Annotated in this window: 11 protein-coding genes and 3 tRNA genes; 10 read left to right on the top strand and 4 right to left on the bottom strand. The window is 36.8% G+C overall.

The window, feature by feature from the left end; all coding sequences use genetic code 11:
* Positions 1 to 71: 71 nt before the first annotated feature.
* The 5 genes from FC89_RS10425 (at position 72) to FC89_RS10405 (ending at position 4,699) form a co-directional block, all read left to right on the top strand.
* Positions 72 to 145, top strand: a tRNA-Met gene (locus tag FC89_RS10425).
* Between the two features lie 4 nt (positions 146 to 149).
* A tRNA-Asp gene (locus FC89_RS10420) sits at positions 150 to 223 on the top strand.
* 214 nt (positions 224 to 437) lie between these two features.
* Positions 438 to 893 carry an NUDIX hydrolase gene (locus FC89_RS10415; protein WP_057872495.1) on the top strand — a complete coding sequence of 152 codons (456 nt, stop codon included), beginning with the start codon at positions 438 to 440 and terminating at the stop codon, positions 891 to 893.
* A 27-nt stretch (positions 894 to 920) separates the two neighbouring features.
* A complete protein-coding gene (locus FC89_RS10410) occupies positions 921 to 2,033 on the top strand; it encodes a metallophosphoesterase family protein (RefSeq protein WP_057872494.1) in 1,113 nt (370 codons plus the stop codon).
* A complete protein-coding gene (locus tag FC89_RS10405) occupies positions 2,030 to 4,699 on the top strand; it encodes an ATP-binding protein (RefSeq protein ID WP_057872493.1) in 2,670 nt (889 codons plus the stop codon). Before FC89_RS10410 ends, FC89_RS10405 begins: the two co-directional genes overlap by 4 nt.
* A gap of 71 nt (positions 4,700 to 4,770) precedes the next feature.
* Here the strand turns inward: FC89_RS10405 and FC89_RS10400 are convergent, their stop codons facing one another.
* Together FC89_RS10400 and FC89_RS10395 are read right to left on the bottom strand one after the other, a co-directional pair.
* A complete protein-coding gene (locus tag FC89_RS10400) occupies positions 4,771 to 6,525 on the bottom strand; it encodes a thiamine pyrophosphate-dependent enzyme (RefSeq protein ID WP_057872492.1) in 1,755 nt (584 codons plus the stop codon).
* Positions 6,526 to 7,461: 936 nt separating this feature from the next.
* A tRNA-Ala gene (locus FC89_RS10395) sits at positions 7,462 to 7,534 on the bottom strand.
* 134 nt (positions 7,535 to 7,668) lie between these two features.
* Between FC89_RS10395 and FC89_RS10390 the strand changes: the two genes are divergently transcribed.
* From FC89_RS10390 to FC89_RS10370, 5 genes are all read left to right on the top strand, one after another.
* Entirely contained in the window at positions 7,669 to 8,289 is a 621-nt protein-coding gene (locus FC89_RS10390) for a response regulator (RefSeq protein ID WP_057872491.1), read from the top strand.
* 17 nt (positions 8,290 to 8,306) lie between these two features.
* Positions 8,307 to 9,446: a sensor histidine kinase gene (locus FC89_RS10385; protein ID WP_057872490.1), complete on the top strand. Its 1,140-nt coding sequence runs from the start codon at positions 8,307 to 8,309 to the stop codon at positions 9,444 to 9,446.
* A gap of 72 nt (positions 9,447 to 9,518) precedes the next feature.
* Positions 9,519 to 10,454: an ABC transporter ATP-binding protein gene (locus tag FC89_RS10380; protein ID WP_057872489.1), complete on the top strand. Its 936-nt coding sequence runs from the start codon at positions 9,519 to 9,521 to the stop codon at positions 10,452 to 10,454.
* 5 nt (positions 10,455 to 10,459) lie between these two features.
* Positions 10,460 to 11,560 (top strand): ABC transporter permease, encoded by a 1,101-nt coding sequence (locus FC89_RS10375; RefSeq protein ID WP_083485476.1) that lies wholly within the window; start codon positions 10,460 to 10,462, stop codon positions 11,558 to 11,560.
* Positions 11,553 to 12,695, top strand: coding sequence for an ABC transporter permease (locus tag FC89_RS10370; RefSeq protein WP_057872487.1), 1,143 nt, complete (start codon positions 11,553 to 11,555; stop codon positions 12,693 to 12,695). The genes FC89_RS10375 and FC89_RS10370 overlap by 8 nt, the downstream gene beginning before the upstream one ends.
* Positions 12,696 to 12,809: 114 nt before the next feature.
* Here FC89_RS10370 and FC89_RS10365 read toward each other — a convergent pair whose 3' ends face one another.
* Both FC89_RS10365 and FC89_RS10360 read right to left on the bottom strand, forming a co-directional pair.
* Positions 12,810 to 14,657 (bottom strand): ABC transporter ATP-binding protein, encoded by a 1,848-nt coding sequence (locus FC89_RS10365; RefSeq protein WP_057872486.1) that lies wholly within the window; start codon positions 14,655 to 14,657, stop codon positions 12,810 to 12,812.
* Entirely contained in the window at positions 14,657 to 16,387 is a 1,731-nt protein-coding gene (locus FC89_RS10360) for an ABC transporter ATP-binding protein (protein WP_057872485.1), read from the bottom strand. The genes FC89_RS10365 and FC89_RS10360 overlap by 1 nt, the downstream gene beginning before the upstream one ends.
* Between the last annotated feature and the right edge of the window lie 2 nt (positions 16,388 to 16,389).

Genomic DNA, 16,389 nt, shown 5'->3' with positions numbered 1-16,389 from the left:
GGTTAAGACACCGCCCTTTCACGGCGGTAACATGGGTTCAAATCCCGTACGGGTCAGTTTTATAATATTATCGCGGGATGGAGCAGTCTGGTAGCTCGTCGGGCTCATAACCCGAAGGTCGTAGGTTCAAATCCTTCTCCCGCAATCTTGGTCCTATGGTGTAGGGGTCTATCACGCCTGCCTGTCACGCAGGAGATCGCCGGTTCAAATCCGGCTAGGACCGGTTATTAGTTAATCAGTATTATAAGTTATTTAGGCTATCTTTCCTTAAAAAGTTGGATAGCTTTTTTTGTGTCTTAATTAATATTCTTACTGATAATGTTAATAGCTGAAAAGTAATTGAAGATTGGCTTTTTTATAAAGTTCTAATTGTTATTGAATAATTTGTAGTACAATTTAATTAATTATGTGTGTTACTGAGGAGGAATCTGATTGCCATGAAGGGATATATTAAAATGATACGTGATTTAGTTGGACATACTCCGATTATTTTAAACGTTGCAGCAGGGGCAGTTTTAAATGATCATGGGGAGATATTATTGAACCTACGAACTGACTCGCATAATTGGAGTTTACCAGGTGGATATCTTGAATATGGCGAAACCTATCGCCAAGCATGTCTGCGTGAAATGAAAGAGGATAGTGGACTTGATGTTAAAATTATCAGGTTATTGCAAACTTTTGACCAAGGAACTGCAGTTTATCCTAATGGTGATGTGGCACAGGCAATTACGCAATTGTTTTTAGTTGAACCTGTATCTGGTCAATTATTAACCAAAGCAACTGATGAAACTTTATCTTTAGCCTATTTTCCACTAGATAAACTACCACCATTATTTAATCAACAAACTGCGGACATGTTAACTTGGCTAAGAGAAAACCTTAAACGTTAGAAGATATTTTTTGGAAAGGAAAGTTTGATGAAAATTATTCATTGTGCTGATCTTCATCTTGATTCGCAATTAACTACACATTTGGCGCCAAAAAAAGCTCGAGAACGGCGAGCAGAATTATTATCAAATTTCAGTCGCTTAGTAGATTATGCCTGGAATAATAAAGTAGCAGCAATTGTGATAGCAGGTGACTTATTTGATACCCCGATTATTTCAGTAACTGCTCGTAATTTAGTCTTGGATAATATTAAAAAATATCCATCATTGCAATTCTATTATCTGACAGGTAATCATGAAAATGATAGTTTAACAACAACTATATCAAAGTTGCCAAGCAATTTGCATTTGTTTACAGCTGATTGGCGAAGTTATTGTTTAAACCCGACTAGCAATTGGCCAGTAGTCATCAGTGGAGTTGATTTAAATAATCCAGCTTTTCAGCCTCCGTTGACGGTTCCAAATTTAGCAGCAACAAATTTTAATTTAGTTGTCCTACATGGACAAATTTCTGCTTATCATCAGACTAACCAATCAGAAAACATTGCTCTTGAAGATTTACAGAATTCACAGATTGATTACTTGGCATTAGGACATTTACATCAATTTCAAAGTGGTGATTTATCTCCAAAGGGAAAATATTGTTATGCAGGCTGTTTGGAGGGCCGTGGCTTTGATGAATTGGGACAACATGGTTTTGTGGAGTTAACGATTGATGAAAAACTTCATCAGTGGAATTTTCACTTTGTTCCGTTTGCTCAGCGAGAATTGTTTGAAATTAAAGTTGAAATAACTGATTGCAAGACTACCTCAGCGGTTTTAGAAAAAATCAAAGAAACATTGAAACAAGCTAAAATAGCGACTTCATCCTTGCTAAAAATTATTTTGTTTGGTCAAGTTTCGCTGGATAGCGAACATGATTTAACTCAGTTACAAACAGATTTGAATAGTGATTATTATTTGGTTAAATTAGTTGATCAAAGCACTGCTCAGGTTGATTATACAATGTTTGCCGGGGATATTTCGTTAAAAGGCGAGTTTGTCCGATTAGTTCAACAAGATCAAGAGTTGGATGAAACTCAGCGTGCCGCTATTGTTAAATGTGGTTTGCAGGCATTAAATGGAGAGGATCTACAGATATGAAGTTGATTAGCTGTCAGATTATCAATTTTGGTAAACTGCATAATTTTAATTGGCAATTCAAACCAGGGCTGAATACAATATTTGCGGAAAACGGCTGGGGAAAAACAACTTTAACTGCCTTTATAGTTGTAATGTTTTATGGATTTGAAAATGAACATAAGCGCAACTTAGTTGACAATGAACGTAAAAGATACCGACCTTGGCAAGGCGGAGCGTATGGTGGAAAACTTGTTTTTGCAACGGCGGGGAAAAAATATTTACTTGAGCGAACCTTTGGAGTACGTCCCAAAGAAGATCATTTTGCTCTTTATGATGCAGTTACTAATTTACCCAGTAATGATTTTAGTTCTAAACTTGGTGAAGAATTATTTGGAATTGAACGTGCTTCTTTTGAAAATACGTTGTTTATTGCACAACAAAATTGTCAAACGGATGTTACTCCAGGAATTAATGCGAAGATTGGTAATTTAGCAAGTGAGCAAGCTGATATGAACAGTTATCAACTTGTTCAAGAAAAATTCAAAGATTACCTTAATCATTTAACACCGAAACGCAAGACGGGAGAACTTTACCAGCTGCGTGCTAAAATAGCAAAAATAAAAGTTGATTTAGAACGACAGCCAGCTATTATGAAGCAAGTCAAAGAAAATAAACAGCAGTTAGCCGTTTTTAAACAGCAATATGAGCAGTTGCAGCAAGAACAACTAAAACTTCAGGAGACACTACGGCAAAGCAGTCAGAATCAAGATCAACAGTTACTGCAAAAAAAATATCAGCTGCTTAACGAACAAAAATTAAAGTCTGAAAAGAAAATAAAGTTAATTAAGCAGAATTTCTTAGGGGAAGTACCGACACTAACAGAAATTGAACAGCAACAAAAAATTGCTGAGCAAATTAAAATAATTAAAAAAACGACAGCAGAATCATTTACGATAGCTGCACATGAACGTTTAGAAGGTTTTAAACAACGCAGATTCAGTCAATTGACCGCAGCTAAACTAACTGAAATGACAGCTAAAAATCGGCAGTTACAAATTTTGAAACAACAACAGCAAAGTAAGTTGTCAGATATTGAATTAACCCGGCTTAAGGCAGCACAAATTAAATTTAGTCAGCATGCAGTAACCGAAAGTGAACTAGAGCACTTAGCAGATTTGATTTCGCAACGTCAAAGTTTGCTGAGTCAACTTGAAAAGCAGCAATTAGCTTGGCAAACTTGGCAACAGGCAACCACTGGAGAATATAGGCGCAGTCGTTCTAATACGCCTACGAAATCTCCTTTTTGGATATTGGGAAGTGTTCTTAGTTTTGTGTTAGGGATTTTATTATTCAAAAGCAGCCTAATTTTTAGTATTTGTTTGATTTTACTCGGGATTCTTATTTTAGGGTGGAAATTTTCTAGTAGTACGTCGAATACAACTGAAAAATCAGCTCCACAATTATCAGAACTTGAAATGCAAATTAAAGATTTAAAACAACAAATTGAAAAAATAACGCTTCAGCTTAAGCAAAAACTGCAGCAATTAGATTTTGATTGGCCACTGACAGCAGCAGCTACGGAACTGGCAAAATTAAAAAGCGAGTATTTGGATTTTCAGCAATTGCAACAACGGCAAGATCAAACAATTTCAGCAGCAGATTTAAAGCAGCAGCAAATGTTGCAAACAGAATTAGCAAATTTTCTTAATTACTATCAGGCTACAAAAAAGGAAACAACAAATAGCGAGTATTCAATATTATTGCAGCAATTACAATACGAATTTCAAGAGTATCAACAATTACTGCAAAAATCGCTGCAAGTACAATCTGATCAGCAACGACAACGGCAATTGTTACAAGAGCAGCAACGTTTCTTTGTTGAGTTGCAGCAACCTATATCCCAAAGTAGTGCGACACTGCAAGAAATTCGTGATCAAGTATTGGCTTTGCAACAGCAACAACAGCAATTAGATAATATTAAGGTTGAAATTGCTGATTTTATCAGCAAAAATAAACTAACCCAGCCAAAAGGTGATCAAGCGGTTGCCGAAGAGACATCATCACTCAGTAAGCTCACTGAAAAATTAACATTATTAAAGCAGCAAGCTGACCAGAAGCGGACACAATGTTGGCAAATTAATGACCATTTAGATAAGTTACAGCAGCAGGTAGTTTGGTTTGAAGAATTAGCTGAGAAAAGAGATGAATTGCAGCAAAAAGAATCCCAATTATTTACGCGCTATCAAACTTTAATGGCTACTAGCAAATATTTAGCTGCGGCTAAAAATAATTTTTCGGCACGCTATATGAATCCGATTATGCAAAATTTCAAACATTACTATCAACAATTGACTCAAGAAAGTGCCCAGCAGTATCGGTTGGATGCAGAGCTTAATTTAACTGCCGGTGCTTATGGCAAGCAGCATCAATTAGAGTTGTTAAGTGAAGGGTATCAAGATCTTTTGGGAATTTGTCGCCGGTTGTCACTGATTGATGCAATGTATCAACAAGAAAAACCACTAATTATTTTTGATGATCCATTTGTTAATTTAGATGCTGAAAAACTGCACGGTGGTTTAAATTTGTTGCAAGAACTAGTAAAAGATCATCAAGTAATTTATTTGACTTGCCATACGAGCAGAACTATTGAAAAAAATATTACGAGTTTAAAATTATCAACTGAATGATAATAAAAAAGTTGCACTGAAATTAATCTCAGTACAACTTTTTTATTACTTTTAAGCATTTAATTTGTTTTTTAAGCGTTTAATCCAGCTAAAATATCATTTAAAGCAGGTTGCTCAGTTTCGTTAAGCTGATATTGCTGCCGATATTGGTTAACCATCTCATCACCAAATGCAGTACGGTCAACTGGAACAAAGCTGGTATCAATTGGATCAATATTTTGAATCTTGGTGTCCAAAACAATTGGCAATTGATTTCCAGAAGCTTGCAGCTCCTTGATCTTTGTCATTGCTGATTTTAATTCAGCTAAATTGGTTGCTTTAAAGCCAATAGCTCCCAAGTCCTCAGCTGCTTTGGCCCAATCAGCTCCTACTAAATCTATTCCATAAGGAGCTTGGTTGGCAACAATTTTTTCATGCTGAATGAAACCTAAGACTTTGTTCTCCAAAACAACATTGATTACTGGCAAATGATATTTGACTTCAGTCAATAAGTCAGGCATAACCATCGCATAACCGCCATCACCGGAGATGCTCCAAACCTGCTTGTCTGGGTAACTTAATTTGCCGGCCAAACCAGCTGGTAAGCCAAAGCCCATAGTTCCATACCAACCAGACATGGTGAAACGTTGTTGCTTGTTTAATGGCAATTGCCGAATTGCCCATTCGGTATTGTTACCTACATCAAGCCCGAAGACAGCATCATCGGTTGAATTTTCTTTGATAGCTTTAATAACACCCTCAGCAGTCAAACCATTTTCATCATTGTCAGCTATCTTATTGAGCCAGTTATCCCAGTTCTTCTTATCAATTTGAGCTGCTTTTAAGAAATCAGTTGGAGCAATTGAAAAATCAAATTCCAATAATTTTTGTAGGAAAAGCTTAGCATCGGCAAGAACGGTAATGTCTGCGTCACGCTGTTTTCCGAGATCGGCTAAATTGTTGTTTACCTGAATAAATTTGGCATTAGCAGGAAGGTACCGTGCAAATGGAAAGTTAGTACCAACGAAGAGTACTAGATCGGAAGCTTGAGAAACTTCAAAGGCTGGTTTAGTTCCTAAACGACCGCGGGATCCCATAAAATTAGGATGATCGGTTGGCATTGCACCAGTTGATGGAGCAGTAGATAACACTGGCAGACTGAATTTTTCAGAAACAGCGACAACTTCTTTACGGGCATTAAATGCTCCCTTACCAACCCACAAGATGGGGTGCTTAGCATTTTGCAAAGCAGTTTTAACTTGTGCTAAATCACTAGCCTTAGGAACAATTTCCTGGGTAACAGCTTTTAAAGGAGCTGTTTTGAAACCATTAAATTCAATTTCTTGGCCAGATAAATCATCAGGGATGATTACTACTGAAACAGAATGGGTCGCATAAGCGGAGCGGATAGCTTCATCAACCACATATGGAATTTGTTCTGCATTAGTAACTTGTTTGTGAAACTCGGCAACGTCAGCAAAAACCGGATCCTGATTCATTTCTTGAAAGAAATTAGTATTCATTAAACTAGTAGCTGACTGACCAACTATTGCTAAGACAGGGACATGATCCATCTTGGCATCATATAAGCCATTCAGTAAATGAACTGCGCCGGGACCTGCTGAACCGAAACTAACACCAATTGTTCCAGTCAATTTTGCATCAGCTGCGGCTGCTAGTGCACCGACTTCTTCATGCCGGACTTGAATGTATTTTAATTGTTTTCTTTCTTGATAAAATCCATCAACAGTATTATTGATAGAGTCAGCCGTAATTCCGTAAATATGATCGATATGCCAATCAATTAAAACTTTTGCGAGTGCTTGTCCTGCAGTTATTTTTGTCATAAATAATTCCTCCAATATTTAATAAATCAATTGTTACTTTTTTTATTACAATGATTACTATAACACTAATTTTGATAATTACAAGAGCCATTGTGATTTTTTTTGTAACAAAAGTATTAAATGTCGGCAGTAATCTTTTTTTGAGGGGCGCAGATCAAAGAGATAAGCAATTAAATGATTTTAAAACTAAAAATATGATTTGGGGGTGGAGTGTTGAAATACGTGTTTAATCGATTTTTGAAAAGTTTGTTGGTTAAATCTGAATACAAATAGTGGTATTTTATAAATTAGTTTGTGCGAATGAATAAAAGTTCTATTAAAGAAGGAAACCTTTCCCCTTATGCGAAATAGCTGTTCCCATGTTCGCATCAAACGTGGGAACAGCTTAATTACACTCAGTAAATGATATGACAGCAACATAGCAATTATTAAACAGCTTAAATCAGTTGAGACTGTGGGATTAAATTAAGTATTTATTTTTTAAAGACCTTCCTGTAACCAGTACTGATAAATAAATTATTTAATTTGTAATTTGAATTGGTATCCCTGTATGTTTAAGCTATCTGTTCTTCGGAAATGGTAACTTTTTTCATTTTTTCAATTTAGCAGACATATTTAAGAGCCAACCAACAATATTTTGGTCACACAATTGGTGATTTTGAAAATTAGTGCATTTAAGGTGGTATTGATAATCTAATTTGGTAACAATTTTCAAGATTGTTTAAGCACTTGCCAACTATGTGGCTCAAGTTTGCTGCCCCATCTTTTTTTATAATATAAAACAATTGGTACTAGAATAGAAAATATTTCTACCAGTACCAAATATTATAGAACCAAAATAAAAAAGCCCTCATTCTGAGGACTTCCTAGCTCCAACGATATAGTTTGATGGATACCTATTTTAAACACCATTACCACTAATTAAAATCTCTTTAATGGATCATGCCGGACTTGAACCGGCGACCTCCTACATGCGAAGCAGGCGCTCTCCCAACTGAGCTAATAACCCAATACAATTTTTATTATATCACTGCTGCTTATAATGCGTAAAGAACAAAATTAATTAAAGATTTATCAATAGGGGTGTGTTACAATGATTTAAATTTAATTAAGCGGGATTGACTTGATAAAAAGGGGTCTAAAATGATTAAAGTTTTGATTGTAGATGATAATCCGTTTATTACCGATGGGTTATCATTGATTTTAAAAAACGAGACAGATTTTTCTGTTATTGCAGCAGTAAATCAAGCAAAAACTGCAATTAAAATTTGTCAACAACAGGAAATTGATGTTGTTTTGCTAGATATTAGGATGCCAGAAGTTGATGGTGTAGCAGCAACTCGTGAAATTACTAGTAGTTCTGCGGCGAAAGTTTTAATTTTAACGACCTTTGATGATGATCAAGAAATTCATCAAGTGTTAGAAAATGGAGCATCAGGCTACTTATTGAAGAATGTTCCAGCTAAGCAAATTGTAGCAGCAATTAGAAATGTTGCAACTGGCAATTTTGTTGCACAACAAGATATTTGGCAGAAAATCAAACCGCAATTAGGACAATCAGCGACTACTGATTTAACGATGCTTACACACCGTGAGCAAACAATACTTGCGGCAATAGCTGCTGGTTTAACTAACCGTCAGATAGCTAAGCAACTTTTTATTTCAGAAGGAACTGTAAATAATAATATCTCATCGATCTTACATAAGCTCGAATTAAAGCATCGAACACAATTGGCGATTTATTATTTAACTGGTCAGCGTTGAGGTGAAAAGATAGAGAAATGAATGATATTAAAACAATAATTGATTTAATGTTAGGTGGTTTTACCTTAACAGAATTATTGTCAAAAGCAAATGCAGGTCAATTGCAAAACCAATTTTTGCTGTTTTTTTTAATTTTCTTGGCAATTAGTTTAGGATCAGCAACTGCAAATCGATTTGCAACTCCGCTTAAGATTTGTTTATTATTATTTTCAATAGGTGGTTATTTTTATTTAGGAATCATCTGCTGGATCTTTATAATTGCTGCATTGTTGAAATGGTCATCAATTTGGCTAACACATCACTGGCTGAATCTAATTTGGTCGCTGCCGTTTTTGCTCTTAGCTTTTGCTAAAACAGCATTGATCGTAAAAATGAATGATTTATTGCTAGCTTCAATTCTAATTATTTTACTATTGTTGCTGGATTATCGTGAACAAAAGGCAGCTCGTTGGTGGCAGCGTTGGTTAGATACGCATTTGGCGACCCATGATTTGGAACAGCAGATGACAGCACAACAAGCATTAGCTGCCTCGCAAGTAAAATCAGCAGCATTGGAAGAAAGAATCAAATTGTCGCAATTGATCCATGATGAAGTAGGTCACTCTTTATCTGGTGGTTTAATTCAAATGGAAGCAGCTCAATTAGTTTTAACTAAAAACCAACAACAAGCCGCAGATCTATTGGATAATGCAATTGAAATCAGTCGCCAAGGAATTGGTCAAATCAGAAATTTATTAAAAAATGGGGTTCCAACCGTTGAAGAAGTTGGTTTGGAAAAGATTCAAGCACAAATATTGGAATTCAAGCGTGATTATCATCTACAGACGCAGCTGACTTTACGAGGTGATATAAAGCGGATCAATGGGATTCAGTGGCAAGTTCTGGAAAAAAATCTGCAAGAATTTTTGACTAATACTTTAAAATACGCTGATGCTCACCAGGTTGAAATTCATTTGTTGGTTTTTAATCAGCTGCTGAGATTTACTTTACAAAATGATGGCGTTAGTCCGGGAGTAATTAAACTTGGATTAGGTTTGCGGGGAATGCAGATGCGGGCAGCTCAACTTGATGGTCAAGTGATTTTTAGCCAGCATTCAGGGTTCGAAGTTTCTACTTTGCTACCATTAACAAAAGAAAATGAGATTCATCATGTTTAAAAGATGAGAAACTGCACTAGTGCGGTTTCTCATTTTTAGTTATGCTTAGATCAATAAAAGGAGTGTGAAAAAATGGGAGCAGAGATATTGTCAATTCAACATTTAACAAAAAAATATTCACAACAATTGGCAGTTGATGATCTATCTTTAACTGTTGATCAGGGAGAAGTATTAGGATTATTGGGACCTAATGGAGCTGGGAAATCCACTGCCATGAATATTATTACGGGTTTAATAACTAAGACTTCAGGGGAAATCAGCTTATTTGGTAAAAAGAAAATTAATGCAGCGGTAAAACGGGAAATCGGTTTTGTACCACAAGATATTGCTATCTATGAAGATTTAACTGCTTGGGAAAACGTGTTATTTTTTGGCGGTTTGTATGACTTACGCGGCCATCAATTACAGCAATTAGCCCAAAAAGCCTTAGAATTTGTTGGTTTAACAGCTAAAAAAGACCTTAAATCAAAAAACTTTTCAGGTGGGATGAAAAGGAGGTTGAATATTGCCTGTGCACTGGTTCATCAACCACAACTGCTGATCATGGATGAACCGACAGTTGGTGTCGATCCCCAGTCACGCAACTTTATTTTAACGGCTATTGAGCAATTACATCAACAGGGAGTGACCATAATTTATTGTTCACATTATATGGAAGAGGTTGAACGAATCAGTACACGAGTGGCAATTATTGATCATGGTCGTTTGTTGGCTCAAGGAACGACGAGTGAGTTAAGTGAGATCGTTAGTGCGAATCATCAGCTACAAGCAACTTTGGTGTACCCGCAACGGATAGATCTTGAACAAATAAAACAAATAACGGGAATTGAACAAGCAAAATTAACTGACCGCCAGTTAACGGTAGTTTATCAAACTGAAAGTTCGTGCAGCGCGTTGCTAAAGTACTTGTTAGATCAAGCAGCTGAAGTAACTGATTTTAATCAAAATCAATTAGATTTAGAAACAATCTTTTTAAGTTTAACTGGTCGGAAATTAAGAGATGAGTAGGTGAAATGATGTTTTATCGAATAAAAGTCATTCTTGGTAAAGACTTAAAACAACTTTTACGCAATCGCAGTACCTATTTATGGTTGCTACTGTTTCCTTTGCTGCTGGTTACAATTTTAGGAAATGTTTTATCATCGCAATTTGGAATTAGTGCTACCGCCAAGCAGCAAGTTAAAGTATTATATTTAAAATCAGATGATCAACTCGCGTCTCATGGAATCAAGCAATTTTCACAAAAAGCCGATAGTTCATTGATTACTTTTAAACCAACTGGTGAGATAAAAACTGCTAAAAAGCGAGTAACTAATGGTCAGGCAACCGCTTGGATTCGAATTAAAGAAAAGCATTTGCAAGTTTTTACGCATAATTCAGAACAGGTTCAGAATACGATTTTAACTGCTTATTTAAATCAATTTTTGAATCAAGCGGCATTGGGGACCACGCTAAAGAGCAAAATAGCAGATAATCAGCAACCTAAAATGCAAGTTAAGATAATTAAAAAACAGCAACAGCATTTACCAAGTGCTTTCCAATATTACTTAATAGCGATGATTGGTATGAATTGCTTGTTAGCCGTTGGTTGGGGGACAGATTTATTTGCAAGTGAACGAAGAAATAAAACTTGGCAACGGATTAAAAGTACACCTGTTAGTAATAGCGAGTTCTTAATTGGTAAAGTGGGAGCAAATTTAATAATTCGCAGTCTGGCACTCTTATTTTTAATGCTGATTGGTCACTTCTGGTTTGCAGTTAATTGGGGAACCGCTTTTGGGAGTGTATTTTTAGCCTATGCTTCACTAATGTTATTCAGTTTATTGTTCGGAGCAGCAATTGATGTAGTTTCAAATGGTTCAGAAGTGGTAGATGGAGTTGTCAGCATGGGAATGCAAGTTTTAATTTTTGTAGGTGGTGGCTATATACCAGTTTCAGATCGGACGGCTGCTTTTTCACCGCTAGGTTGGGTTTTAAAGGCTGTAAGGAATGCTGTTTACGGTGGTCAAACACGATTTATTTGGCATAGTATTGTGGTGAATTTATTTTTAAGCATGCTGTGTGTGTTTGTGATTTTAGGCTGGATAGCCAAAAGAGGGATGAAAAATGAATAATTTTAAATGGATTGTTAAACAGCGCTGGTTGTTGCGAAAAAAACATCCGTTGAGCTTGATAATTGGCGTAGTATTACCGCTAGTAAGTATGATTTTCTATTTGCAAGCCTACCAGCAATCTTCTGATATGATGACAGTTGCTGTTGTTGATTCAGCACCTTCAGTGTACACCAATTTTTTTAAACAGCGGCTGGCCAGCAGTGTTAAAATTGAAACTTTTCCCAATCAGGCAGCTGCAGATAGTGCTGCAATTAATAATAAAGTGTCTGCAGTAGTCGTTATTAATCCACAGGCTGCTCACAGATTAGCTGAACACCGTTCGGGGGTAATCGCTAGTGTTAGTTCGTTACAAGGAAAATTCACGTTAAAATCTTTCAAGAATAATGTTCAACTGGCAGCAAATTTAACGCAACAACTCGCATTGCAAGCCAAATCTTTAACTGAATTTAAAAAGCTAACCAATCATTATCAACGAGCGTTGCCTAAATTAAATTTTCGCGATACAGGTGATGCCGAACAATCACAAATGATGTCGGTCCAAATTATTGGTGTTGTTTTAATGTTGGCTTTGTATTATGCAAGTTCCTTAAGTAGTGAAATTATGCAAAAAGAGCGTAGCGATGGGACCTTTCAACGTTTAATGCTCAGTCCAGTGTCGCGTCGAACTTATTTGTCAGCAACTGTTTGCTTTGCTTTTGGATTGCTTTCGATTCAAAGTGGAACAACATTATTGATTATGCGGTGGATTTTCAAAATTAATCCGGGCTGTAGTTATTTAGCATTGTGGTTGCTATTGGAATTGTTTGATTTGTTGGCAATTGCAGTTGCTTTATTAATCGGCAGCTGGTCGCCAAACCGTAAAATGGATGGAGCATTGCAAACTATTATTTATACCGTAACATCTTTGCTGTCAGGTGGATTTATTCCCTTGATAGTTATGCCAAAAATAATGCAGCGAATAGCTGCTTTAACCCCACAGTACTGGGTTATAAAGGTAATTTCACAATTGCAGCATCAAACTGGTTGGCAATCAATTAGTTTCAGTTTGATGATTTTGATTGCTTTTATTTTGGTCTTTTTGGCAGGAACAGTATATAAACTAAGCAACTCACGGACGATCGCTCGTTTTGCTTAAAACAAAAAAGAATTTCGTTTTTAAAAGGTTGGTTAATTTGTCAGCATGTTCAGCTGATAATTAAGGACCTTTCATTATAAACGAAATTCTCTTTTTTATAATTGAAAACGATTTTTAAACAGTACCTGGAGCTGTAAACTGACTATTGTAAAGATCAGCATAAAATCCCTTCGCAGCCATTAACGATTCGTGATTACCAGTTTCAATAATTGAACCGTGATTCATTACGAGAATCTTATCGGCATCACGAATGGTGGAAAGCCGATGAGCAACTACAAAGCTGGTGCGGTCTTTTAGTAAACGATCCATTGCATGTTGAATTAAAATTTCTGTCCGAGTATCAACTGAACTGGTTGCTTCATCTAAAATTAAAATTTCCGGATCAGCTAAGAAAGCACGGGCAATTGTCAATAGTTGCCGCTGACCTTGCGAAATGTTTGAAGCTTCTTCGTTTAAGACCGTTGCGTATCCTTGTGGCAATTGGCGAATGAAAGTATCAGCATGAGCAGCTTTGGCAGCTTGATAAATTTCCGCTTCAGTCGCATTTTCACGACCATACTTGATATTATCGTAGATACTGCCAGTAAACAGCCAAGTATCTTGTAAAACCATTGCAAAATGTGCGCGAACTTGTGCACGTTTTAAATTCCGAGTATCAACACCGTCTAATTTTAAAGAGCCGTCTTTAATATCATAGAAACGTTCTAGTAAATTGATTAGAGTTGTTTTTCCGGCTCCAGTTGGACCAACAATGGCAATCTTTTCGCCTGAAGTAACTTTTAAGTTCATATCTTTGATCAACAATTCTTTTTGATCGTAACCGAATGCTACATGATCAAATTCAATTTTTGCAGTTGGTTGTGGCTGATCAGTAACCGAAACACTGGTTTGCTGCATTTCCGGTTCATCAAGAACTTCGAAAATTCTTTCAGCTGAAGCAATAGTTGCTTGAATCGTATTAGCTAGGTTAGCCAGTTGCGTAATTGGCTGAGTAAATTGATTGACGTATTGCAGAAAAGCTTGAACATCACCTAATGTTAATCGACCATTAGCTACTTTTAAGCCACCAACAACCGCCACGCAGACATAACCGATATTAGAAACAAAGTTCATTAGGGGCATAATTAATCCAGAAATAAATTGTGCTTTCCAAGATGAGCGGTAATAATTTTGATTCTGCTTTTTGAAGGCTGTAATGCTTGATTCTTCACGATTAAAAGTTTTAACAACGGTATGACCAGAAAAACTTTCTTCAACTTGATCGTTTAACAAGCCCAAACTTTTTTGCTGGGCAGCAAAATATTTTTGGGAACGGGGCGCGACAGTGGCAATTACAATAATACCTAATGGAACGGTAATACAAGCAATTAACGTCATTTCCCAGCTGATCGTCAACATCATAAATAGAACACCAACGAAAGTTACCGCGCTGGTTACAATCTGGGCTAAACTTTGCTGCAGAGTTCCAGCAATATTGTCCATATCATTGATTGCACGTGACATGATATCACCATTTGAATGAGTATCGTAATAAACAATTGGTAAACGTTGCAATTTTGCTTTCATATCAGCTCGCAAACGATAAACAATTTTTTGAGAAATATTAGCCATAATCAGCTGCTGGAAAAATGACAATACAGCTGAAACTAAATACATAATACCGACTGTCAGCAAGATGTCTTTAATTTTAGTGAAGTTAATCGGAAAACGAGTTAGGTGCTGACCAGCCTTAATTTCATGGTAGCCCTTTAACAGACCACTAAAGATCGTAGTTGTGGCTTCACCTAAAATCTTAGGTGAGACGATCTGGAAGATCACCGAACCAATTGCAAAAGCAAAAACGGTAAATAAAAACCACTTCCACGGAGCCATGTATTTACATAAACGCCAAGCAGTTTGCCAAAAGTTTTTTGGCTTTTCAGTACCTTTGCCAAGATTGGCAGCTGGACCATGTTGTGGCATTAAATCTCCTCCCCACGTAATTGTGATTTGATAATTTCTTGATAAGTTTGATTATGTTGTTTTAATTCTGTATGGGTTCCTTGACCGACTACTTGTCCGCCATCTAAAACAATAATTTGATCGGCTTGAGTTACAGTTGCGATTCGTTGTGCAACGATAATTACAATACTCTGCTTAATTTGCGGATCAGTCGCTAGAGCTTGTCGCAAGTTGGCGTCTGTTTTAAAATCCAAAGCAGAAAATGAATCATCGAAAACGTAAACCGCAGCTGGTTTGATTACGGCACGAGCAATTGCTAAGCGCTGCCGCTGCCCACCAGAAAAATTACCTCCGTTTTGTTCAACGACTGCATCCAGTCCTTGTGGTAGTTCGCTAACGAAATCTTTGGCTTGAGCGATTTCCAGTGCATGCCACATTTCTTGGTCAGTTGCAGTTGGTTTGCCGACTTGTAAATTGCTGCGAATAGTTCCTTTAAAAAGGAAAACTTTTTGTTGGACAAGGGCAATTTGCTGATGCAATTTTTTCTGGGCGGTTTGACTGATGTCTTGACCGTTAAGCTTGATTTTTCCACTTTCGAGATCATACAGGCGCGGAATTAGGTTGATCAAAGTAGATTTACCAGCACCGGTACCACCGATAATTGCCAACGTTTGCCCAGCTGTTAGCCGAAAATTAATGTTACTTAAAGCCAGTTTCTCAGCATGATCGTAGCGAAACGATACTTGATCAAATTCAAGTTCCGGCTGTTCTTGAACTGGCAATTCAGCTGGCTGCTGTTGATCTTGAATCGAATAACGAGTGTCAAGAACTTCTTGAATTCTGGCAGCAGCGGCTTGTGCCCGGGGAATAAAAACAAAAACCATTGATAACATCATAAAACTAAATAGGATCATGGCTGCATAAGTCATGAAAGAAACCAAGTTGCCGACTTGCATCGAACGTTTAGCAATTAGATTGGCTCCGAGCCAAACAATACCGATATTAGTAGCATTTAAAATCAAGGTCATAATCGGAAACATCAAAGAAACCAAACTAAAAGCCTTAACTGCCGTATCAGTATATGATTTATTGGCAGCTTTAAAACGATTTTGTTCAAATTTATCCTGACGAAAAGCCCGAATAACACGGACACCAGTTAAACCTTCACGGAAAACCAAATTAATCCGATCAATTTTCTTTTGTAGGCTTTTAAACAATGGAACAACAAAGTACATGATTAAACCAACAGCAACTCCAAGCAACGGCAGTGAAATTAAAAAAACGCCAGTTAATCTTTTTTCACTCAAAAAAGCCATAATGATTGCTCCAATCAGCATACTGGGAGCTTGAAGCATCATTCGCAAAATCATGACAGTAACGTTTTGAATTTGCAAAACATCGTTGGTTGTCCGGGTTATTAATGAAGATGCTCCCAGCTGATCGACTTCGTGTCCACCAAAATAAAGAACTTTTTCAAAAAGTTCATTCCGCAGTTTTGTACCCAGCTTCTGAGCTTGAGTTGAAGCAAAATAAACATTACCGGCTGAAGCAATGATGCCGACTAAAGCGATCAGCAGCATTTCTTTACCGATTTTCCAAATATAATTGGTATTACCAACTGCGACACCTTTGTTGATCATGTCAGATGTCAGTGTTGGTAAGTTAAGGTTGCAAAAGACTTGGATCAGCATGAAAATTATTGCTCCGACTACAGCCCAGGGCGCTAGTCGTTTACGAACAATTTTGTACATAT

Origin of the sequence: Liquorilactobacillus ghanensis DSM 18630 (assembly GCF_001435235.1) — a bacterium.
GTDB classification, from domain to species: Bacteria; Bacillota; Bacilli; order Lactobacillales; family Lactobacillaceae; genus Liquorilactobacillus; species Liquorilactobacillus ghanensis.
This window is presented reverse-complemented; position numbering and strand designations above follow the sequence as displayed.

Bases quoted from the DNA above. Each gene is read 5' to 3' on its own strand.
- FC89_RS10405 (WP_057872493.1), top strand. From the start codon at position 2,030: ATGAAGTTGATTAGCTGTCAGATTATCAATTTTGGTAAACTGCATAAT.
- FC89_RS10390 (WP_057872491.1), top strand. From the start codon at position 7,669: ATGATTAAAGTTTTGATTGTAGATGATAATCCGTTTATTACCGATGGG.
- FC89_RS10380 (WP_057872489.1), top strand. From the start codon at position 9,519: ATGGGAGCAGAGATATTGTCAATTCAACATTTAACAAAAAAATATTCA.
- FC89_RS10375 (WP_083485476.1), top strand. From the start codon at position 10,460: ATGATGTTTTATCGAATAAAAGTCATTCTTGGTAAAGACTTAAAACAA.
- FC89_RS10410 (WP_057872494.1), top strand. From the start codon at position 921: ATGAAAATTATTCATTGTGCTGATCTTCATCTTGATTCGCAATTAACT.
- FC89_RS10360 (WP_057872485.1), bottom strand. From the start codon at position 16,387: ATGTACAAAATTGTTCGTAAACGACTAGCGCCCTGGGCTGTAGTCGGA.
- FC89_RS10365 (WP_057872486.1), bottom strand. From the start codon at position 14,657: ATGCCACAACATGGTCCAGCTGCCAATCTTGGCAAAGGTACTGAAAAG.
- FC89_RS10400 (WP_057872492.1), bottom strand. From the start codon at position 6,525: ATGACAAAAATAACTGCAGGACAAGCACTCGCAAAAGTTTTAATTGAT.
- FC89_RS10415 (WP_057872495.1), top strand. From the start codon at position 438: ATGAAGGGATATATTAAAATGATACGTGATTTAGTTGGACATACTCCG.
- FC89_RS10385 (WP_057872490.1), top strand. From the start codon at position 8,307: ATGAATGATATTAAAACAATAATTGATTTAATGTTAGGTGGTTTTACC.
- FC89_RS10370 (WP_057872487.1), top strand. From the start codon at position 11,553: ATGAATAATTTTAAATGGATTGTTAAACAGCGCTGGTTGTTGCGAAAA.